The 19,217-nt window shown below is 67.7% G+C and carries 16 protein-coding genes and 5 pseudogenes; 9 read left to right on the top strand and 12 right to left on the bottom strand.

The features are described from left to right. Positions 1 to 443: 443 nt before the first annotated feature. From AB0I52_RS31765 to AB0I52_RS31755, 3 genes and pseudogenes are all read right to left on the bottom strand, one after another. Positions 444 to 767, bottom strand: a complete 324-nt coding sequence (locus AB0I52_RS31765; protein WP_363078473.1) for a hypothetical protein — start codon at positions 765 to 767, stop codon at positions 444 to 446. Between the two features lie 95 nt (positions 768 to 862). Then, positions 863 to 1,372, bottom strand: coding sequence for a hypothetical protein (locus AB0I52_RS31760; protein WP_363078471.1), 510 nt, complete (start codon positions 1,370 to 1,372; stop codon positions 863 to 865). A gap of 519 nt (positions 1,373 to 1,891) precedes the next feature. After that, a pseudogene (locus AB0I52_RS31755) lies at positions 1,892 to 2,161 on the bottom strand (tautomerase family protein); the annotation flags it as partial. A 261-nt stretch (positions 2,162 to 2,422) separates the two neighbouring features. Between AB0I52_RS31755 and AB0I52_RS31750 the strand changes: the two are divergent. From AB0I52_RS31750 to AB0I52_RS31735, 4 genes and pseudogenes are all read left to right on the top strand, one after another. Continuing rightward, positions 2,423 to 3,091, top strand: coding sequence for a trimeric intracellular cation channel family protein (locus AB0I52_RS31750; protein ID WP_363078469.1), 669 nt, complete (start codon positions 2,423 to 2,425; stop codon positions 3,089 to 3,091). Positions 3,092 to 3,135: 44 nt separating this feature from the next. Further along, a pseudogene (locus AB0I52_RS31745) lies at positions 3,136 to 3,498 on the top strand (amidohydrolase); the annotation flags it as partial. Next, on the top strand, positions 3,438 to 4,157 hold the full coding sequence (locus AB0I52_RS31740; protein WP_363078467.1) for an SDR family oxidoreductase: 720 nt from the start codon (positions 3,438 to 3,440) through the stop codon (positions 4,155 to 4,157). The pseudogene AB0I52_RS31745 and the gene AB0I52_RS31740, both read left to right, overlap by 61 nt. 447 nt (positions 4,158 to 4,604) lie before the next feature. After that, positions 4,605 to 5,033 (top strand): annotated as a pseudogene (locus AB0I52_RS31735) (IS110 family transposase); the annotation flags it as partial. A 528-nt stretch (positions 5,034 to 5,561) separates the two neighbouring features. Here the strand turns inward: AB0I52_RS31735 and AB0I52_RS31730 are convergent. Beyond that, positions 5,562 to 5,864, bottom strand: a pseudogene (locus AB0I52_RS31730) (PQQ-dependent sugar dehydrogenase); the annotation flags it as partial. Between AB0I52_RS31730 and AB0I52_RS31725 the strand changes: the two are divergent. Further along, on the top strand, positions 5,842 to 6,480 hold the full coding sequence (locus tag AB0I52_RS31725) for a SpoIIE family protein phosphatase (RefSeq protein WP_363078465.1): 639 nt from the start codon (positions 5,842 to 5,844) through the stop codon (positions 6,478 to 6,480). The pseudogene AB0I52_RS31730 and the gene AB0I52_RS31725 overlap by 23 nt on opposite strands. A gap of 278 nt (positions 6,481 to 6,758) precedes the next feature. Here AB0I52_RS31725 and AB0I52_RS31720 read toward each other — a convergent pair whose 3' ends face one another. From AB0I52_RS31720 to AB0I52_RS31690, 7 genes and pseudogenes are all read right to left on the bottom strand, one after another. Then, the gene (locus AB0I52_RS31720) at positions 6,759 to 8,015 is read right to left on the bottom strand and encodes a M20 family metallopeptidase (protein WP_363078463.1); all 1,257 of its coding nucleotides are present in this window, start codon (positions 8,013 to 8,015) and stop codon (positions 6,759 to 6,761) included. 250 nt (positions 8,016 to 8,265) lie between these two features. Continuing rightward, positions 8,266 to 8,910 carry a class III extradiol ring-cleavage dioxygenase gene (locus AB0I52_RS31715; protein WP_363078461.1) on the bottom strand — a complete coding sequence of 215 codons (645 nt, stop codon included), beginning with the start codon at positions 8,908 to 8,910 and terminating at the stop codon, positions 8,266 to 8,268. A gap of 547 nt (positions 8,911 to 9,457) precedes the next feature. Continuing rightward, positions 9,458 to 10,336 carry an SDR family NAD(P)-dependent oxidoreductase gene (locus AB0I52_RS31710; RefSeq protein ID WP_363078477.1) on the bottom strand — a complete coding sequence of 293 codons (879 nt, stop codon included), beginning with the start codon at positions 10,334 to 10,336 and terminating at the stop codon, positions 9,458 to 9,460. Between the two features lie 318 nt (positions 10,337 to 10,654). Continuing rightward, positions 10,655 to 10,723 (bottom strand): annotated as a pseudogene (locus tag AB0I52_RS31705) (hypothetical protein); the annotation flags it as partial. 520 nt (positions 10,724 to 11,243) lie between these two features. Further along, the gene (locus AB0I52_RS31700) at positions 11,244 to 12,449 is read right to left on the bottom strand and encodes an FUSC family protein (RefSeq protein ID WP_363078459.1); all 1,206 of its coding nucleotides are present in this window, start codon (positions 12,447 to 12,449) and stop codon (positions 11,244 to 11,246) included. A gap of 9 nt (positions 12,450 to 12,458) precedes the next feature. Then, positions 12,459 to 13,892 (bottom strand): sugar porter family MFS transporter, encoded by a 1,434-nt coding sequence (locus tag AB0I52_RS31695; protein WP_363078457.1) that lies wholly within the window; start codon positions 13,890 to 13,892, stop codon positions 12,459 to 12,461. 319 nt (positions 13,893 to 14,211) lie between these two features. Beyond that, positions 14,212 to 14,766, bottom strand: a complete 555-nt coding sequence (locus tag AB0I52_RS31690; protein WP_363078455.1) for a YceI family protein — start codon at positions 14,764 to 14,766, stop codon at positions 14,212 to 14,214. Between the two features lie 490 nt (positions 14,767 to 15,256). Here AB0I52_RS31690 and AB0I52_RS31685 point away from each other — a divergent pair, with 490 nt between their 5' ends. Next, the gene (locus AB0I52_RS31685; protein WP_363078453.1) at positions 15,257 to 15,859 is read left to right on the top strand and encodes a YetF domain-containing protein; all 603 of its coding nucleotides are present in this window, start codon (positions 15,257 to 15,259) and stop codon (positions 15,857 to 15,859) included. 19 nt (positions 15,860 to 15,878) lie between these two features. On the opposite strand, the gene AB0I52_RS31680 is transcribed toward AB0I52_RS31685, so the two are convergent. After that, positions 15,879 to 16,550, bottom strand: a complete 672-nt coding sequence (locus tag AB0I52_RS31680) for an HAD family hydrolase (protein WP_363078475.1) — start codon at positions 16,548 to 16,550, stop codon at positions 15,879 to 15,881. 269 nt (positions 16,551 to 16,819) lie between these two features. On the opposite strand from AB0I52_RS31680, the gene AB0I52_RS31675 reads away from it, so the two are divergent. Genes AB0I52_RS31675 through AB0I52_RS31665 form a run of 3 tightly spaced genes read left to right on the top strand, consistent with a single transcriptional unit; the run spans position 16,820 to position 19,176 of the window. Continuing rightward, complete coding sequence (locus AB0I52_RS31675; protein ID WP_363078451.1) at positions 16,820 to 17,737, top strand: aldose 1-epimerase family protein; 918 nt, start codon at positions 16,820 to 16,822, stop codon at positions 17,735 to 17,737. A gap of 57 nt (positions 17,738 to 17,794) precedes the next feature. Further along, complete coding sequence (locus AB0I52_RS31670; RefSeq protein ID WP_363078449.1) at positions 17,795 to 18,838, top strand: glucose 1-dehydrogenase; 1,044 nt, start codon at positions 17,795 to 17,797, stop codon at positions 18,836 to 18,838. Positions 18,839 to 18,879: 41 nt separating this feature from the next. Then, positions 18,880 to 19,176, top strand: coding sequence for a transposase (locus tag AB0I52_RS31665; protein ID WP_363078447.1), 297 nt, complete (start codon positions 18,880 to 18,882; stop codon positions 19,174 to 19,176). Positions 19,177 to 19,217 lie beyond the last annotated feature (41 nt).

Raw genomic sequence — 19,217 nt, 5'->3', positions numbered from 1 at the left:
AATACTGGATGTATTCGGGCGTTCCGACAACGCAGCGAGGTGCCGTAGCTGTCGTCGTGCGCCCGCCAGGAATTGCGGGACAGCCCTTAGGCGGGCCCGGCCGCCCGGCCCACGCACGTCACGGTCGGCCTGGCGGACGGGACGGAGGCCGAGACCAACCAACTCCCCGCTGCCCAGCGGCCTGCGGTAAGGCGGGCCCGTCGCTGGCGTGCTGGGAGCGCCCCTGCCGGGCGGCCGCCGCCGCGTCGCCACCGTGGTGATCGCCGAGGTGGCGGTGGGCGCCACGCGGCACCGGACCCTGCGGTTCGCGCGGCTGCGCGAGGACCTCCTCCCGCTCTCGGACAGGTGGAGGGGGCGCCACGTGAATGTGCCGCCTCCTTCTCTCCTTGCGATCGCAGGACCGTGCGTGGGGCCGCGTCTGCGAAACGAAGGCCGAGCCCCGGCTACTCGGCCGGATCCGCCGCCGCCTCCGGCCGCAGCTGCTGCAGCTCCGTGATGGCCTTGGACCGCCGGTCGTCCGCCTTCCTGCCCGCGCGTCGCCGACCGATCTTCCGGTACTTCTCGACCGGCTCGGTGGAGGACCAGTCGTTGGTGATCTCCTTGATCTCCCCGGCCGAGTACCCGAGCCGGCCGAGGTCGGTGGGGACGCCAGGGTGCAGCCCGTGCGACGTCACGTCGCCGGCCACGTCCAGCTTCACGCGCCGCGCCAGGCGCTTGACCGCCTCGTTGACGGCGTGCGGCGTCATGCCCCACCCCTTCTTGCTCACCGGCCCGAGTGTGCGGGCCGGACTCGTCCCGGGCGTGCAGAGCCTGGCGGGTCGGCCGTCGTGTCTTCGCTGCCTCTGCGAGGACCTGGTCGTGGTCACAACCGGCTGGATGCAGCCTCTGCTGCGCGGCCTCCCGGTCGCCGCCCAGCAACTTCGCGAGGACCGAATCCTTGGAGTTCCCGGACCGCTGTGGCGAGGTTCTGACGTGGAACCAGCTCGCCCGCGAGTTCGGCCCGCTTACCGCACTGGCCGACGACCGCCGCATCGGCGGCGGCCGGCGCTGACCGCGCAGCCTTCAGAGCTGCTGGGTGCGCCGTGGCGGTGGCGAGGAGGAGTCGTTCCTCGTCGAGGGCTTCCTCGCTGCTGCGCGCCGTGGGCTGTTTCGGCAGGACGGTGCGCGGCAGGGAGCCGGGGTGCGGGGCGAACTGTCCGGCGAGCGTATCCATGAACTGTGCGAGGGTGTCGGCCTGGGCCAGGGTGGCGACGGCCCGGTTGGGCAGGGTGGCGTCGGTCGCGGTCTGTGCGAGGCGCTGGGCGTGCATGAGCAGCGTGCGCCGGGCGTGATCCTCTGGATCGCCGGGGGTGATGTCGGCGGCCCAGGGCATCGGCGGTGACGTCGTCCAGGCTGCGTCCGGTGGTCGCGCTAGCCCTGTTCCTGGCCTCCGACAGCGCCCGGTCGATCACCGGCCAGACCATTCCCATTGACGGCGGATCCAAGTCCGCGCTGGCCCTCCAGGAATCGTCCGCACCGGTGCAGCTGGCGAGCTGGTGTGGCAGCGCCGTCGGGGACGTGGGCTCCGGACGCGTGCCGGGTCACGCGGTAGTGGGGAGCGGACTTGTGCAGCTGTTGTTGTGCTTCGGTGAGCATGCCCGACACGCGGGCCCGGAGGCGATGTCTGCCGGGTCGACGAACCGTTTCAGGGCCGGATGGCACTCCAGCGGCGACGGCGACGGCGCCGGCCTACGCCGGCGCCGCGGAACGCTCAGCGGACGAGCGCCGACGGCGTGACAGCGGGCCTGGGCAACGTCGACCCCGACGGGATACACACGGCTGCACCGGCACCGCTCGTAGCGGGAGGAGAACAGCCGAGAACGAACAGATTCGCTGCTTCGGGTTCGAACGCTCAGCTCAGTTCGCCGGTCAGGAACTGGGCGCGGTCGTATCCGAAGGACCAGTCCTCGTCGCCGTTTTCACTGACGGAGACCACCAGATCGGCAGGGTCCAGATGGCAGTTGCGGGTGAGGTTGTGCGACAGCAGCGCGAAGAATCGCTCTTTCTTTGCGCGGTCGCGCCTCCGATTGACCATGTGCATGATCACCACCCGCGAGGTGCGGGCAATCCCGAGGCCCGTATCCAGTGCGATGATCTCGTTGACCGGGTGGCTGCCCACAACCTGGTAGCGGTCGTCCGCCGGTACCTCGAAGGCTTCTACGACGGACTCGTCCGATCAGCCGCGCAACTCCGTCGGGGAGACCTGCCCGGGACCGCGGTCCTCGTGTTCGCCCCCGGCTACGTGGCGCTTCTGATCGCCGCATCGTCCTTGGCCTGGCGGTCGGTGCGGCCTCAGTGACCATTCCCACCCGCTGCTGCCATGTGTGACGGGCGGGCGGCCGCGCACTGTGGTTCGCTGACGGAAGGCAGGAGGTGTGGGTGCGTGAGCGGCTGGTTGTCACCGGAGAAGGTGGCTGAGGTGGCGCGGGCGCTGGACCTGACCGGGGTCTTCGTCAACGGCGTGCTCGGCGGGGTGCTGGCCCGGGGCCGTCATCTGGACCTGTTCGGCTTCCTCACGATCGGCATCGTCTCGGGCCTGGGCGGCGGCGTCATCCGCGACACTCTGCTGCAGCACGGCACCCCGGTGGCTCTGACCGATTACACGTACCTGGCGACCGCCGCCGCCGGGACAGTGCTGGCGTTCGTCCTCGACCTGAGCCGCCAGACCTCCGGTCCGGCGTTCGACCTGCTCGACGGCGTGGCGATCAGCGTCTGGGCGGTCGCCGGGGCGCAGAAGACCCTCGCCACCGGCCTTGGCTGGCTGCCCGCGGTGCTCCTGGGCATCATCACGGCGGTCGGCGGCGGTGTCGTCCGGGACCTGCTGCTGGGCCGCACGCCCGGCGTCTTCGGTGGCTCTCCCCTGTACGCGACCGTAGCGGCGCTGGTCAGCGTGGTGATGGTGTTCTGCAGCTGGCTCGGCGTACCCACCCTCGGGATTCTGGTCGGTATCACCGTCGGCACCGTGCTGCGGATGGCCGCACTCACCTGGGGCTGGAAGCTGCCGGGCGGCCGCGACTGGCAGCCGAGGGCCTCCCGGCACCGGGGAGCATGACGTAACGGAACCACGGCCCACTCGTAGGGAGTTGGCGGATAGCGATGACGAGCAACGAATCCACGGGCAGGAACGCCCACGCGGACCAGGTCCTGGCCGGACTGGCGGGTATCCGTTCCGAGCTGGAGGACTTCTACAAGGATCTGCACGCCCATCCCGAGCTGGGCCATCAGGAGCACCGGACCGCGGCCAGGGTGGCACAGCGCCTAACGGACTGGGGCTACCAGGTGCACGAAGGCGTCGGCGGCACCGGCGCGGTCGGCGTACGGGCCAATGGCGACGGTCCGGTCATCCTGCTGCGGGCCGACATGGACGCCCTGCCGGTCCACGAGGAAACCGGTCTGCCGTGTGCCAGCGTGGTGACCACCACGGACGCATCCGGTCGGGACGTGCCCGTGGCACACGCCTGGAGCAGGCGCTGGCGAAGATCAACGATGAGAACGAATCGATCACGGCCTCGGTGTGCGACGTCTCCGACAGGTCCTCGATCGAGGCGTTCGTGCGGACGGCTGCGGACCGGCTCGGCGGTATCGACGTACTGGTCAACAACGCGGGCGTCTCCGGCCCCACGGCCTCCGTCGAGGAGATGGACCCCGATCAGTGGGACGCGGTCCTCGCGGTCAACCTCACCGGAACGTTCAACGTCACGCGGCTGTCCATCCCGTTCCTGAGACAGTCCGACGCCGGCGTCATCATCAACATGTCGTCGGTGGGCGGGTGCTTCGGATATCCGAACCGAAGCCCCTACGCCACCACCAAACGCGGACTCCTCGGGCTGACCGAGACACTCGCCCTGGAACTCGGAGAGGCCGGTGTCCGGGTCAACGCGATCGCCCCCGGCGCGGTCGACGGCGACCGCATCCAGCGGGTACTGCGAGGGCGGGCGGAGACCACCGGACGCAGCCTGGGCGATGCTACCGCCGACGCCCTGAGCATCCAGGCGCTGAAGCGCTTCGTCGACCCGGCAGACATCGCCGCGCTCGCTCTGTTCCTGGCCTCCGACAGCGCCCGGTCCATCACCGGCCAGACCATCCCCATTGACGGCGGCTCCAAGTCCGCGCAGTGATTACCTTCTTCCAGAAGGGCAGAAACCCGGGTCCAGGAGAAGGCAAGGGAGCCCATGTCGTACACCGCTACAGTCCTCGGAGCCGGTGCACTGGGGGCGCGATGGCCATGGGCTCGGAGAAACCGGTCAGCAAGGAGTTCCAGTCGGCCTCAGGATCCTCGTTGTAGATCCGGTAGGGGATGGATGGCGACGCTCTCTTCCCCCGTTACCGTTTTCGTGGCTCCGCAAATGGGGCTACCGGCCTTCGGGTCCGGCATGACTTCCCCCCTGTTGCGGTTGATGATCCGGGGGGTGGTGTCACCGGGCCCGAAGGCATCGACGGACCGTTGATGAGGGGCTTGAGCACCCGCTTCACCCGAGCCGGAAGAGCTCTCCGTAACGTGGGTGTGGGAGCTCGATGCCGAGGCAAGGCCGGACGAAAAGCGTGACCGGAGGGGCCTGCACGTGATCGACACCGGCGACATCGACGTCTTCCTCGGCCTGGACGTCGGCAAGGGCGAACACCACGCCACCGCCGTCACTCCGGCCGGGAAACGCCTGCCCAACACCGGACCCAAACTCCGCGAGCTCTTCGCGAAACTCCAGGCCAAGCACGGCCTCGTCGTGGTGGACCAACCGGCCTCAATCGGGGCCCTGCCGCGGGCCGTTGCAAGGGACATGGGCTGCCCCGTCGCCTACCTGCCCGGACTGACGATGCGCCGGATCGCCGACCTCTACCCGGGCGAGGCCAAGACGGATGCGAGGGACGCGTTCATCATCGCCGACGCCTCCCGGGCGATGCCTCACACGCTGAGGGCCATCGACGGCGAGGACGAGACGATCGCCGAGCTGGAGATGATCGTCGGCTTCGACGACGACCTGGCCGGCGAGGCCACCTGCGTTTGCGCCCTCGGCGTCACGGACGACGCCGGCGGAGTCGGTCGCGACGAACATGGACTCGCCGTCGGCGCTGAACGCCGTGTCGCGGAAGCGGTTCTGCTCACTGAAGAGCTTGGTGACCGTGCTGACGTCCTGGCCGTCCTGCGAGAGGTCGACGCGGTAGACGGTGCCGTCCTTGAGGGTGGTCATCACCAGGGAGTTGCCCCAGCCGGGGATGCCCAGGCCGGAGGATCCGGCTGACTTCCCGGACGGCTTGTAGTACTCGAAGCTGGAGGGCGCGATGGTGGGCCAGCAGACCGACCACATCTCGCCCCGGGCGCACTTGGGGTCCTGGAAGCTGAAGCCCGAGTTCACGTGCCGAAGGTGTGGATCGGCGACTCCATTTTGCCCGGTGAAGTCGCTCTCCTCCTGCACTGGGACCGTCTTGGGGATTTCGAAGTTGCTGAAGGTCAGCTCGTCGCACGGTGTCGGCCACGAAGCGGACCAGTTGGCGTTGACGTAGGCCTTGTCGTCGTAGTAGCCCGAGACCTTCGGCCAGCCGTAGTTGCCGCCCCCGCGGAGGATGTTGACCTCGTCGTCGGTCTTCGGGCCCTGCTCGTTCTGGTAGAGCGTGCCGTCGGGGCTGAAGGCCAGGCCCTGTGCGTTGCGGTGCCCGTAGGTGTAGACGTGGCTGCGCACGCCGTCGAGGACGGGGTTGTCCGAGGGGACCGAGCCGTCGGTGTTCAGCCTTGTCTTGCCCTGGTAGGAGATCCAGTTCCGGCCGGTCACCTCGTCCGCGGTGGCGAGCCGCTGGGCGTAACTGGGCTTGCAGAAGTTCCCGAACGCCATCCTGGAACCTGGTGCCACCCTGCTGCTGTGCACGGACGGCCTCATTGAGACACGCACCACAGACATCGACCAGGCAGGCGCAAAACTCCTCGACACACTGCGCACAGGTCCCACCGACCCCGACCTCCTCGCCGACCACCTGATCCACACCATGGGCCTCTACACGGGAGAGGAGGACGACGTCGCCCTCCTGCTCCTGCGACGAACCTCCAGCAAGCAGACAGCACAACCCCGGATCACCGCACCGATCAGCCGCACCGATCCGGACGCCCTGCACGCAGCCCGCCGCTCTCTGCACACCGCCCTGCACGAATGGGCACTGGAACCCCTCTGCGACACCGCGGAACTCCTCGCCTGCGAACTGGCTACCAACGCCCTGCTTCACACCAACGGCACGGTGACCTTCACCGCCATGCCCGTGGGAGACCGCAGGCGCACCCTTCGTCTGAGCGTGGCCGACACGTCATCCGTCTCTCCCCAACGGCGATCCGTCTCAGAACAGTCCATATTCGGACGCGGCCTCGTGCTCATCGAGGAACTCGCCACCGACTGGGGAGTCACCGCCTGCGGCACCGGAAAGTATGTGTGGTGTGACATAGCCATCGTTCCAGGTTGAACAGCGTGGACAGCACCGGGAAGGGCGCGCACCCTCGTCGGGAAGGTGGGAGGCACAGCAGCGGTAGGCACGGCTCTTTGATGCACCCGACACCGCGAAGATCGTCTCCCTGTCTTCGGGGAACGCGCCTGACGTCGTCGAGCGGTGGTGCGCCGAGTGCGACAGGAGAGGCCGGCATCGTCGGTGACTGCTGGAATCGGCGCCCGTGAGCATGACTCCCCGGCCGGCAGAAGTGTGCTCGGCCCGCTACGCCGTCCGCTTGGTCATGCCGTGTCCAATCAGCTGCCGAGCCAGGCGAGCACGGCCACAGTCAGGGCGCTGACACCGGTGTCCAGGGTGGGCTGGATGACGGGGGCGAAGGAGGGGCTGTGGTTGACCGGGATGTCCTGGGTGACGGTCCCGTTCCTTACTGCCTCGGCGTAGCGCTCCGGATCGATGCCGCCGATCGCCCAGTAGGTGAACGGCGCCCCGAATGCCCGGGGGATCTCGCTCATGTCCTCGCTGGCGGTCTGGAGCTCGGCGGTATGGGCGTCGTCGCCGAAGTACGCGGCGAACGCCTCCGCGACGCGCCGGGTCGGCTCCTCGTCGTTGACGGTGGGTGGAAAGGACGAGATCCGCTCGATCTCGGGGTCCTTGGGCACGCGGGACGCCTCGCACTCGGCGCGGACGATGCGTTCGATCGCGTCCAGGACCTGAGTGCGGGTGGCGTCGTCGTAGGTGCGGACGTTGAGCTGGATGACGGCGCTGTCGGGGATGACGTTGGGGCCGGTGCCGGCGTGGATGCTGCCCACGGTGACGACGGCAGGGGTGGTTGCAGCCAGTTCCCGGGAGACGATGGTCTGCAGCCGTACGACAATCATGGCGGCCATCACCACGGGGTCGACCGCGGCCTGGGGCATGGCGCCGTGCGCCCCGCGGCCGTGAACGGTGATGCGCAGGCTGTCCGCGGCGGACAGGAAGGACCCCGGCCGGGTGCCCACGTAGCCGGCGGGATAGGGCAGGACGTGCTGGGCGAGCACGACGTCGGGCCGGGGCGACTTCGCGGTGAGAGCGTCGTCGACCATGGCGTCGGCACCGTCACCGTTCTCTTCCGAGGGCTGGAAGAGCGCCACGAAGGTGCCTCGCCAGGCATCCAGGTGCTGGGCCATCAGCTGCACGCAGCCGATCAGGGAAGTCACGTGCACGTCGTGGCCGCAGGCGTGCATGACCGGCTGTTCGCTGCCGTCCTCGTCGGTCACCGTCATGGTGGAGGCGTACGGGAGACCGGTCTGTTCGCGTACCGGGAGGGCGTCCATGTCCGCCCGGGCCATGACGACGGGGCCGTCCCCGTTCGCGAGGACCCCGATCACGCCGGTGCCGCCGATACCTTCGGTGACGTCGTAGCCGAATTCCCGCAGGGCGTCCGCCGCCTTCTTCGCCGTGCGGTACTCCCGCAGGCCGAGCTCGGGATGCCGGTGCAGGTCCTGGTAGAGATTCTCCAGGTCGGAACGGATCGCGTTGAGGCCGGCCAGCACGGCCCGGGCAGGATCAGTCATTGAGACTCCTTGCGTGGGTGGGGCTGTGATCTATCTATTTCCTCGCGCCGGCCACCGGATCGATGCGGCGCACACAGTCGAAACCACGTTGCTCAGGGGCGCCGGTTGGGGCAGCCGGGATGACAGCCTCGGGCCACGAGGTACGAGCAGGTCACCGTGGCTCCGGCACAGGACACCGCTGCCATCGCAGCGCGACCGGTGTGGGGTGGGTACAACAAACCGGTTCCGGCTCACGCCGTGCAGGGTGGGGTCAGGTGTTGGTGCCGTCTGCGGGAACGCCGTCGGGCAGCCTGGCCGCGGGACCAGTGCCCTCGTCCGCGCCAGGCACTTGGTATCCAGGGTGTATGCGGTCATCGACAGCGAGCCGTAGGGCGTAGCCATCGACCAGGACCTCCGCCCCGCGGCCGGATGCCGCCGCGAGCCCCGCGAGGTACAGCAGCGGGATGAAATGGTCCGGGGTGGGCGCCGCCGTGCGGTAGTCCCGGTGGCCCTGCAGGCGGGAAATGGCCGCGGGGCCGTGCAGCATGACGTCCTTGGCGCTCTCGTCGAACCGCTGAGCCCAGTCGAAACCCGAATCCGGGCGGCGGGGGTCGACACCGCCCAGATTGTGCACGACGTTGCCGCTGCCCAGCACCAGCACGCCGCCGGCCCGGAGGGCGGCGAGTTTCGTGCCCAGGCCGAAGTGGTAGTCCAGGTCCTTGTCCGCGTTGATGCTCAACTGGACTACTGGGATGTCGGCTCGAGGAAAAGCGTGGCGCAGGACCGACCATGTGCCGTGGTCGATGCCCCAGCTGTCGGCGTCCGCCCCTACCCAGGTCGGCTTGACCGCCTTGCTGACCTCGTCCACGAGTTCCGGCAGGCCGGGGGCCGGGTACCGCACCCCCGAACAACTCACGCCGAAAGCCGTAGAAGTCGTGAATGGTTCGCGGTCGTGGCATCACCGTCACCGCCGTGGCGTTGAGGTACCAATGGGCCGAGACCGCCAGGATTGCCCTCGGCCGGGGCGCCGCCCGGCCGAAAGCCCGCCACGCCGCGGTGCAGCGGTTGTCCTCCAAGGCGTTCATTGGGCTGCCGTGGCCGATGAACGCCGCAGGCATGAGTGGCGACCCGTGTGTTTCCGTTGTCGCTGTCACCGTCGCACCTTCCGTATCGCGGGCAGGGCACCCAGCACGCTCCTCCGGGGCCCTCCCGACAGGCAAGCTCCCCGCATCCCGTCACCGCGAAGTTCACACGGCCGACACAGCGGCCTGGACGGGACTGACAGCCTGCGAAACGGCAACCCCTGGTAGTCGTGCGTCCTCTGCGGGGGTGTGTTGGCTCCATGTCCCGCCCGGTCGGCGTGCAGACCCGCTCCGGATGGAAGGCCCTGCTCATGCCGCAGACGGCGAAGACCAGGCTGTACACCGTGATCCGACGCGCCCATCGCGGCGTGAGTTCGGGGGTCAGGTCGTGATGGTTGCGCTGTCGCCTGCGGTGACGGCGAATGAGGCGCCGCTGACCATCCGGGCGTGTTCCGAGGCGAGGAACACGACGACCGGTGCGACGTCAGCTGGATCGATCCAGGGCACCCCAAGTGGGCTCTTGGTCGTGAGCAGCTGCTTGGCGGTCGCCTCGTCCTGGTGGGGGTCTTTGTTCGGTTGGCCCCCGGCGTTGCTGATCGCTTGGACGTAGCGGTCTTCGTGCCTGGTCAGAGGCGTGTCGATCAATCCGGGGATGAGGGCGTTGACGGTGATTCCATGCGGGCCGAGCTCGAGGGCGGCGGACTTCACCAGTCCGATCAGCGCCCACTTGGAGGCCGAGTAGGCGGATCCGTTCAGCGTGCCGTGCTGGCCCTGGGTCGAGGAGGTGACGATGATCCGTCCCGCGCCACGGTGTACAAGCAGGGGCGCAAAGACCCGCAGAATGTTCGCGGTGCCGTTGAGGTTTACGTCGATCTGGTCCTGCCAGTCTGTGTCGTTCATCTCCAGCAGCGGTTTGAACGCCTGGATCCCGGCGTTGGCGAAGACGATGTCCACGCCGCCGAACTCGTGCTCGATCTGGCCGGCGGCGGCGTGGATCGCGTCGATGTCACGCTGGTCGGCTTCGACAGCGAGCCACCTGCCGCCGGCCTGGTGCACCAAGTCGCCGGTGTGCGCGAGATCCTGGGCGGTCGCGGGAGGATAGTCCAGGATCGGGCTGACCGGCCCGGCGATGTCGATTCCCGCGATCCAGATACCCTGACGCGCGAGGGCGAGCGCTGCCTGCCTGCCGATGCCCCTGGCCGCGCCGGTGACTACGGCGACCCTCGGTCCGGTGTGCCGGCTTGGCGGTTGGTCCGTCATAGCCACTCCTGATCTCTGCGGCGAGGCCCGCGTTTCTGGCGGTGGTTCCAGTGTCGTGCCGCGAGCGCCCAGCGGCGAGCGCGGCACGCGGGCGCGGGTGGTGCACAGCTGTCGACCCGTGCTCGGGCAGACCCCGGGCCCCGCACCTGGCGCACACGGCCACGACGCTCGCGATGTGTGAATCGTTCCGGGTTCGGTAGAGACTCTAGGTTGTGGCTGTGACCTGCGGTTTTGCTGGTTCTGGAGGTAGTAGGTGGCTTCGTACTCGGCGGGCGGTACGTGATCGAGCTCACCGTGGAGCCGGGTCTGGTGGTACCAGTCGACGTACTCGGCGGTGGCGATCTCGACGGCGGTGAGGCTTCGATAGGGTTTCTGACGCTTTTTCAACTCGGTTTTCAAGGGGGCTCAAGCGGCACTCGCCGCTCCGGCGCGGCGGAACATCTCGGTGTCCCGTTCGCGGAAGGAGACGCCTTCCACGCGTCGGCCAACATGGCCAAGTTGTCGGCGGGGTACCCCCTGGACAACACGGACCGAGCCGAATGGCTGAACGCCGTCGCTGCTGGCTCAAGCACTATCGGGAGTCCGGTGGAGTCGTCAGCTGCTCGGCCCTCAAGCGCCGCTAGCGCGACCGGCTGCGCGCCGACACATCCGACCCGTTCTTCATCTATCTCGAGGGCCCCTCCGGGCTGATCGGCGAACGCATCGCAGCATGAAAGGGGCACCACATGCCTCCAGAGTTGCTGCGCTCGCAATTCGACGCCCTTGGCCGCTGGACCAGGACGAGGCCAGAGCGGCCGTCTCAGTCGAGGGCAGCCCGTCCGTACGCGGCTCCCCCGCTGAGGATGTCCGGTTGGCGGCCCTGTCGGAAGGTTCAGGAACGTCCGAGCCCGATGCCGGGTTCGGACCGTCACCTGCCCGGACGAGGGTGCCGTCTCCTGAACCGCGGCATCCAGGACAGTACGGTTTTCACGGGGGCCGGCACGTGCTCGTCCAGCCCCTGTGCCCGTTGCCCGCCGGCCCGTTCCGCTTCGGCCACCTTGCCCTTGTCGACTCCGGCGAACACCATGATGTCGATGGCTACCATCCGCACTGCGACGCGGACGGCGCTGGAGTACGTGTCATGACCGCTACTGGGCTCCGCCAGCCCGTGCAGTACGCCGAGCGCGATGCCCGCCGCGCCCCGGCGGGTATCCAGGTCCCCGAGCACCATGCCGAGTTCGCCGACGGCCCGGGAGAGTTCACGCACCGCGTTCGACGTCGCGGACCCGGGACAGGTGGCACCTGGGCGGGTGTCCATGGCAGCGCGCGTGAGCGTCAGGCAACTGCCCCCGAGCAGGACGAGCTGACCCGCGCTCACACTCTCACGTAGAGTCGGCGCCCCCCGCTTGCGCCAGATCAGCGAGCGACCTGCGGTCCGGGTGCTTCGGCTACGGGTTCGGTCGAGCTCAACGAGCTCCTCGCGTGCGGTACGCAGGCGGTCAAGCACCTCCAGGTCGCCGAGCACGTGATCGCGGTGCCGCAGGGCGAGGGCCGCGAGATCCAGCGCGTCGGCGAGGGCTCTCAAAGTGGTCACCTCGGCTCGGCGCAGGAGCGCGATCGGCTCCGCGGGGAACACGATCTGGCTCGCCAGCAGCGCCACACCGGCGCCGATCAGCGCGTCGGTAAGCCGTTCGGGGCCGGCTTCCGCTTTCGAGGTGGCGACGGCGAGGATGGCGCTGACTGCCGCCTGCGCAATCACGATCCGCTCGCCACCCAGCAGGAGCGCGATCAGCATGGCCATGAAGGTGGCGATCGCCAGTGCCCCGTATCCATGATTGCCGAGGACCGTGAGCCAGAGTTCGGCCGTCAGGATGCCGATGACGACGCCGAGCAGCAGCCGCACGGCGTTCGTACCGCGCTCGCCCCGTGAGGCGTTGAGCGCGACGACGGCCGCCATCGGTGCGAAGAGCGGCTCGTGGTGGTGCACGAAGTGTCTCGCGATCAGCCACGCCACGGTTGCCGCGCACGTCTGCTGGAGGATCGGCCACAGCTCATCCCTGACCCGCTCCCGGGCAGCGGGAACCTCACGCACCGCGGCGCGGAGCCGCCGTCGCACCTCATCGCGCGCATCCACGGGCCGGCGTCAGCCCGATGCCGGTCCGGCCTGCGGATTCCTGCCGAAGCGGGCCTGCAGAGCGGTGTCCACCTCGTCGAATTCACGGTCCCGGGTCTCGGGCACATAGCGGCCGACGAACCACAGGGTGAACGCGACGACCACGGCGAAGATCCAGAACGTCTCGCCTTGGCCGATCACATTGGCGAGCGGCAGGAACACGAGGCTGACCACGAAGTTCGATGCCCAGTTCACGGCGGTGGACGCGCTCGAACCGGCAGCCCGAGCTGAGGACGGAAAGAGTTCACCGATGAGCACCCAGAACACCGGGCCGAGTCCCACGGCGAAGGCGGCGATGTAGATCACCATGAACAGCAGTGACAGCACGGAGCCCATGTTCACCACGTACGAGAATCCCAGAAGAACGAGCATCACCAGCATGCCCGCCAGCGAAATGAGCAGGAGTGGGCGGCGTCCCATGCGATCGATCAGCTTGATGGCCACAATCGTCATGACCAGGTTGATGACTCCGATCGCCACCGAATAGAAGATCGAATTCGACGCCGAAAGACCAGTTTTCTCGATGAGTGTCGGTGCGTAGTAAATGATCGTGTTGATTCCGCCGAACTGCTGCGCAGCCGCCAGCGTGAGACCCACGATCAGCGCCGGCCGGACACGGGGCGCCAGCAGAGCCCGCCAGTTCTTATTCTGTGCCGCGCCCTGCTTCTCGTCCGGGCGCCGCTGCTGGGCGCGCTCGATCAGCTGCGTTGCCCGTTCCTCGTTGCTGACCGATTCGATGACCTTGCGGGCCTTGTCCGCCCGGCCCTTGAGGATCAGCCATTGTGGCGATTCGGGCAGCAGCCATACCGTCCCCGCGACCATCAGCAGAGCCGGAATCGCACCCACGGCGAACATCGCGCGCCACTCACCACTGCCGGCAAAAACGAGGTTGACGAGGTACGAGATCAGGATGCCGATCGTGATCATGAGCTGGTTAAGCGTGAGGAACCGCCCGCGCAACTCCGTCGGGGAGACCTCCGAGAGATAGATGGGAACGGTCGCCGAGGCCGCACCGACCGCCAGTCCGAGGACGACGCGGCCGATCAGAAGCGTCACGTAGCCAGGGGCGAACACGAGAATCGCGGTCCCGACGAGGAATACCAGCCCCTCAATCGCCAGGGTTTTCCTGCGGCCCAGCCGGTCCGCCATCCGCCCTGCCCCCATGGCTCCGAGCATGGCGCCGATAAGCAGCACACTGACGATGCTGCTCTGCTCGAAAGAATTGAGGTGGAAGTCATCCTTGATGTACAGCAATGCCCCGGATACGACACCCGTGTCAAATCCGAAAAGGAATCCGCCGAGCGCGATAAAAAGTGCCCAGAGGCGAACCTTGCGCACACCCTCCGGGGCAATCCCCGACAGAGGGCCCTCGGTCCCCGGTTCCCTGGAAAATCCCTGCACCATGTCGGATTCCTACCTTCTTCAGCGCCCGGACATACGAGAAATCCCTGGGACGAAAGAAATCACAGCCCGGAGCACACCACCTGCCTGGCGAGCCGATCGGGGCAGGGTCGTTCATCTCCGGGCAACGAGGGAGCGAAGCCCGGTGTCGCTGCGCCGCTCGACGAGCGGGGCGGCGAGTGCCAGTACAGTCCGGGCCCGGGACCCAGGGCGACGACCGTCGGGCGAGCCGGAGGCGTCCGTGCCGGCTGCACTGTGGGCTACCGCAGGACCGCCCCGACAAACGGGGACACCCTCGAAGCCTCGCCCGTAGCCCTTGTCGTCACGCCTGCTTGATCGCGGAGATATCGAACTCCATGACCACTTTGTCTCCTACCAGAACACCGCCGCCTTCAAGAGCGGCGTTCCACGTCAGGCCGTACTCCTTGCGGCTGACGGTAATGGCGCCCTCGAAGCCCACCCGCTGGTTGCCGAAGGGGTCCTGGGCGGCGCCGGTGAACTCGAAGTCGATACTGATCGGCTTGCTGGTGCCCTTGATCGTCAGATCTCCGGTCAGCCGGAAGTGGGTGTCGTCCACCTGCTCGGCTTTGGTGGAGGTGAAGGTGATCTTGGGGTGGTTGGGGGCGTCCAGGAAGTCGTTCGTACGCAGGTGGTCATCCCGATCGGCGCTACCAGTGTCGATGCTGTCGGCCTGGATGGAGACCGACGCTCTCGACTTGGCCGGGTCGGACCCGTCCAGGTGCAGAGTGCCCTCGAACTCGTGGAACGAGCCGCGCACCTTGGTGATCATCGCGTGCCTGGCAACGAAGCCGATCCGGGTGTGCGCGGGATCCAGCACGTACGTACCGGTCAGGTCGGCGAGGGCAGGCGTGGTCATAGGGTGCTCCATCGGGGTCGCGCGGGAGTGGGTTCCTCACGCTAGGCCGGACCGGCTCCCCCGGAGGGTGTGGCCGCGCCCCGTCCGGCCCTCGGGTCATTCCGATGGGCTACAGGGACGGCAACCCACCGCGATGACATCGGCCGCCGGCTGGTCCTGACGCGGCGCGCACTCGAAGTCGATCGGCGTTTCTCTGCGGACCGTCCCGCATCTCTGTCAGTCCACCGGCCCCGTTGCTCGGCGGGTGCCTGGTCGCTCGCCGACGATGTATGTGCTGGGACGCCTCCATGCGGCCCGAGCATCCGTACCGGTCCTCATGATCGTTCGTTGTGAAAGCTGCCCCGCCTGAGTCGTCTCGACGACTACGCCCATACGTATCCGCCACATCGACAGGCTGCCGTGGAGGCGGCGGATCGCCGCCCGGGCAGGGCACGATGGGTCGCCCATTGCGGTCGCAGTGTCCACGTCGTCGACTCGCCGAGGAGCATCCGTGTGGCATGACATGTTGGACATTAAGGTCCCGATCGCGGAGAAGGTGCTGCGTACTGTCCTCGTCTACGTGATCATCGTGGCGCTGTTCCGCTTTAGCGGTAAACGCGGCCTGGCCAATCTGAACACGTTCGACTTTGTCGTGATCTTCCTCCTTTCCAATGTCGTACAGAACGCCATCATCGGAAAGGATGACAGCCTGCTGGGCGGGGTGATCGGCGCCGTCACGCTGGTCGCCCTGAATGCCTTGCTGAACCGCTGGCTGGCTGTTGACTCGCGCGCGGCCCGCATCGTGGAGGGCACCTCCACGACCGTCATCAAGGACGGCTCGATCTCGAAGAGCGCGTCCAAGCGCCTGGCGCTGCGCACGTCGGAGCTCGAACACGCGGTGCGGCTGCAGCAGGGCGAGGCGGTCGATGATGTCGCCCTGGGGCGTCTGGAGCCGGATGGCCAACTGGTCATCGTGCTCAAACCGTCCAAGACGCAGGCGAGCCGTGGTGACATTGCCAGGCTGGAGGAGCGGCTCACGACGATCGAGAGCTTGCTGCGGTCGGGGACCACCGGTTCCCACGGAGGGAGCGCGGAGCGGGAGGGCGCTCCATGACAACGGCCGCAACCCCCTGTCACAGGCCCGGGAACGGGTCCGTCAGGGAATGGAGCACGTGGTCGGCCTTCGCGGCACGCAGCTCCTTCACGCCGTAGTGGCCGCTTGCGACCCCTATCGCCGTCGCGTTCGCCGCATGCGCCGCCTCGATGTCTCGCGGCGTGTCGCCCACTACGTACACCTCGTCCCGGCCGAGAGCCTGTCCATGCAGCCGGGCAGCTTTTTCGACAGCCATCCTGGTCACCTCGCCCCGGTCCGGGGAGTCCGAGCCGTAGGCGCCGAACAGGAAGTAGCGGCCGAGCCTGCCCGGTTCCAGCTTCGTCCTGGCCGCGCCCTCCATAGCCCCCGACGTCAGGCCCAGAATGACGCCGGCGTCCGCGATCCGGCGCAGGATGTCCTCGGCGCCTTCCAGGATCCGGTAGCCATCGGACCGCCAGACGTCGTCCGCCAGGTGCGAGAGGTAGGCGGCGAACAACCGGTTCATCTCGTCAGGGCCGGCGTCCCGGCCGAGCACCCCGCGAAATGTCTTCCGGCCGACCTGCGGATCGGTCTCACCGGCCGAGGTGTGCTGACCGATGTCGGCTGCCACCCCGTGCAGTTGCTTGAATGCCCACGCCCAGCTGCGTGCCCCCGAACCGCCGGTGTGGACCAACGTTTCATCGATGTCGAACAGCACCGCGATAGGGCCCATATTCACGTCCCTCCATTCCGTTGCCACGCGCGGCAGGACTTCGCCTTCAGGATGGAGGTACCGCGGCGCTTCGGCGAGCGGTGGCGGCAATGCCCTGCCGGTGGAAGGGTTGACTGATCGCGACAGCAGGGCGGAATGGCACTAGCGTGAGACTGCGGTCGGTCGGAAATGCCGCTTACGAGTCAGCCGCCTACGCAGAGTGTCAGGCAGGAAATGCCGGAACGACCAAAGTGCCATGCGTCCGGTGAGGGATTACCCGGGAGGCCGAAATGATAGCCCTGCCCTCGGGCAGCCAGTACCGGATTCACTGCGGCGAACAGGCCGTTCAGCTCACCGAGGTCGGTGCCGGCCTGCGTTCGTACACGGCCGATACCCGGCGGGTCATCGACGGATACTCCCGCTACGAGATGTGCACGGGGGCCCGCGGCCACTCCATGATCCCCTGGCCGAACCGGATCCGTAGCGGCTCCTACAACTGGGCGGGGATCCCCCATCAACTGGACCTCACCGAACCAGAGGCCCTGGGCGCCATCCACGGACTGACCCGGTGGGCTTCCTGGCGGTGTCTGGACAGCCACGCGGACACGACCTCGTTCGGGCACACCGTCCATCCCTGCCCCGGATGGCCATGGACACTGGAGTGCCGCATCGGTTACGCCCTGGACGACCACGGCCTCACCGTGACTACCACGACGACCAACCTCGGTCCGACAGCATGCCCCTACGGAACGGGAGCGCACCCCTACCTCGCCGCGGGCACACCCGTCATCGACACGGCACACGTCCAGGTTCCCGGCTCGGTCTTCCTGCCCGTCGACGAAGCCGGAATTCCCACCGGCCGACAGCTCGTGGAGGGCACAGCCTATGACATGCGCGTACAACAACCGCTCGGCGACCGGCAGATAGACGTGGCCTACACGGACCTGCACCGCGACGAATTCGGCCGTGCTCGGGTGAGGCTGGCGAACCCCGACGGCTCTGCCGTTGCGCTGTGGGCGGACGAGACGTATCCGTATCTGGAGATCTTCACGGGTGACTCGTTGCCGGAAGCAGGCCGCAGGCGCACGGGGCTGGGCGTGGAGCCGATGACCTGCGCGCCGGACGCGTTCCACTCAGGTGCCGGACTGATCACTTTGCAGGTAGGGCAAACGCACCGTTCACGTTGGGGCATCGACCCCTACGACTGAGTCCGCCACACCGACCCACGGGGTGCCGCGCACCGCGCATGCAAGGAGGACGTGGATATGAAGGCCATCACTGTCGTACCCGGCGAGCCCGAGGTGAAGATCAGCAACGTCGACGAACCAGGCCCGGAGCACGGCTCGTTGCTCGTCGAGGGCCAGCTCCTCGGCATCTGCGGTACCGACATCGACATCGTCGACAAGGGCTACGGTGCGCCGCCGCCCGGACAGAAGCGTCTGCTCATCGGGCACGAATCCCTGGGAAAGGTGCTTGAAGCACCGAAGGACAGTGGATTCGCACCAGGAGACCTGGTCGCCGGCATCGTGCGACGCCCCGACCCCGTACCCTGCGGGCCCTGTTCAGTGGGCGAGTGGGACTTCTGCCGCAACGGCCTCTACACCGAACGCGGCATCAAAGAGCTGAACGGCTTCGGGTCCCAGCGGTGGCGCAGCGAACCGCAGTACGCGGTCAAGCTCGACCCCGCCCTCGGCGACCGGGGAGTCCTGCTGGAGCCCGTCTCGGTACTCGCCAAGGCATGGGAACAGACCGAACGCATCCTTGCCCGGTCCTCCTGGAAGCCCATGGTTGCCCTCGTCACCGGCGCCGGGCCGATCGGCCTGTTCGCCGCCATGCTCGGCGTACAACGCGGCCTGGAAGTACACGTACTCGACCTCAACCACAGCGGACCCAAACCACAGCTCGTCGCCGACCTCGGTGGAACATTCCACACCGGCGACGTCCGGGACACCGGCCTGCAACCCGACGTCGTCATCGAGTGCACCGGTGCTGGTTCACTCGTCTACGCACTGACGGAAGTAGTCGGGGCCGGGGCCGTCATCTGCCTGACGGGGATCTCCTCCGGCAGCCGGAAGGTTGCCGTGGACCTGGACGCGACCGCCCGGGAAATGGTGCTGGAGAACGGTGTCGTCTTCGGCTCCGTCAACGCCGGCCGCCGACACTACGAACAGGCCGCCGCCGCCCTCGCCAAGGCCGACCCTCGCTGGTTGGACCGTCTCATCACCCGCCGGGTACCGATGAGTGGTTTCGCCGACGCGCTGCACAAGCGCAGCGACGACGTGAAGGTCGTCGTTGACCTCCAAGCCTGACACCGGCGGCACGGGTGCAACGTCGAAAGCATGAGAGCAATATGAGTAAGAGGTACACGGCCGAGTTCAAGCGGGACGCGGTCGCTCTGGCGCTGTCCTCGGACAAGACGGTCACCGAGGTCGCCCGGGACCTGGGCGTGAGTCCGGAGGGGCTGCGCGGGTGGGTGAAGCGGGCGAAGACCGACCGTGGTGGGGGTCCGGCCGGGGCTCTGACCAGTGCGGAACGTGAGGAGCTGGTCCAGCTGCGGCGGAAGGTCCGCGAGCAGGAGGCCACGATCGAGGTCCTGGGAAAAGCGACCGCCTTCGTGTGTCCTGAACGGAAAGGGCTGCTGGTGTAGGTCGGTAGCAACTGGATGATGCTGCACAGATGATGAGGGTT

The organism is Streptomyces sp. NPDC050423 (assembly GCF_040655445.1).
In the GTDB taxonomy this organism is placed as follows: domain Bacteria; phylum Actinomycetota; class Actinomycetes; order Streptomycetales; family Streptomycetaceae; genus Streptomyces.
Note: the sequence above shows the minus strand (reverse complement) of the source record. Positions and strands in the feature narration are given on the sequence as shown.

Bases quoted from the DNA above. Each gene is read 5' to 3' on its own strand.
- AB0I52_RS31710 (WP_363078477.1), bottom strand. From the start codon at position 10,336: ATGACGGACCAACCGCCAAGCCGGCACACCGGACCGAGGGTCGCCGTA.
- AB0I52_RS31695 (WP_363078457.1), bottom strand. From the start codon at position 13,892: ATGGTGCAGGGATTTTCCAGGGAACCGGGGACCGAGGGCCCTCTGTCG.
- AB0I52_RS31680 (WP_363078475.1), bottom strand. From the start codon at position 16,550: ATGGGCCCTATCGCGGTGCTGTTCGACATCGATGAAACGTTGGTCCAC.
- AB0I52_RS31760 (WP_363078471.1), bottom strand. From the start codon at position 1,372: ATGCCCTGGGCCGCCGACATCACCCCCGGCGATCCAGAGGATCACGCC.
- AB0I52_RS31675 (WP_363078451.1), top strand. From the start codon at position 16,820: ATGATAGCCCTGCCCTCGGGCAGCCAGTACCGGATTCACTGCGGCGAA.
- AB0I52_RS31665 (WP_363078447.1), top strand. From the start codon at position 18,880: ATGAGTAAGAGGTACACGGCCGAGTTCAAGCGGGACGCGGTCGCTCTG.
- AB0I52_RS31690 (WP_363078455.1), bottom strand. From the start codon at position 14,766: ATGACCACGCCTGCCCTCGCCGACCTGACCGGTACGTACGTGCTGGAT.
- AB0I52_RS31670 (WP_363078449.1), top strand. From the start codon at position 17,795: ATGAAGGCCATCACTGTCGTACCCGGCGAGCCCGAGGTGAAGATCAGC.
- AB0I52_RS31720 (WP_363078463.1), bottom strand. From the start codon at position 8,015: ATGACTGATCCTGCCCGGGCCGTGCTGGCCGGCCTCAACGCGATCCGT.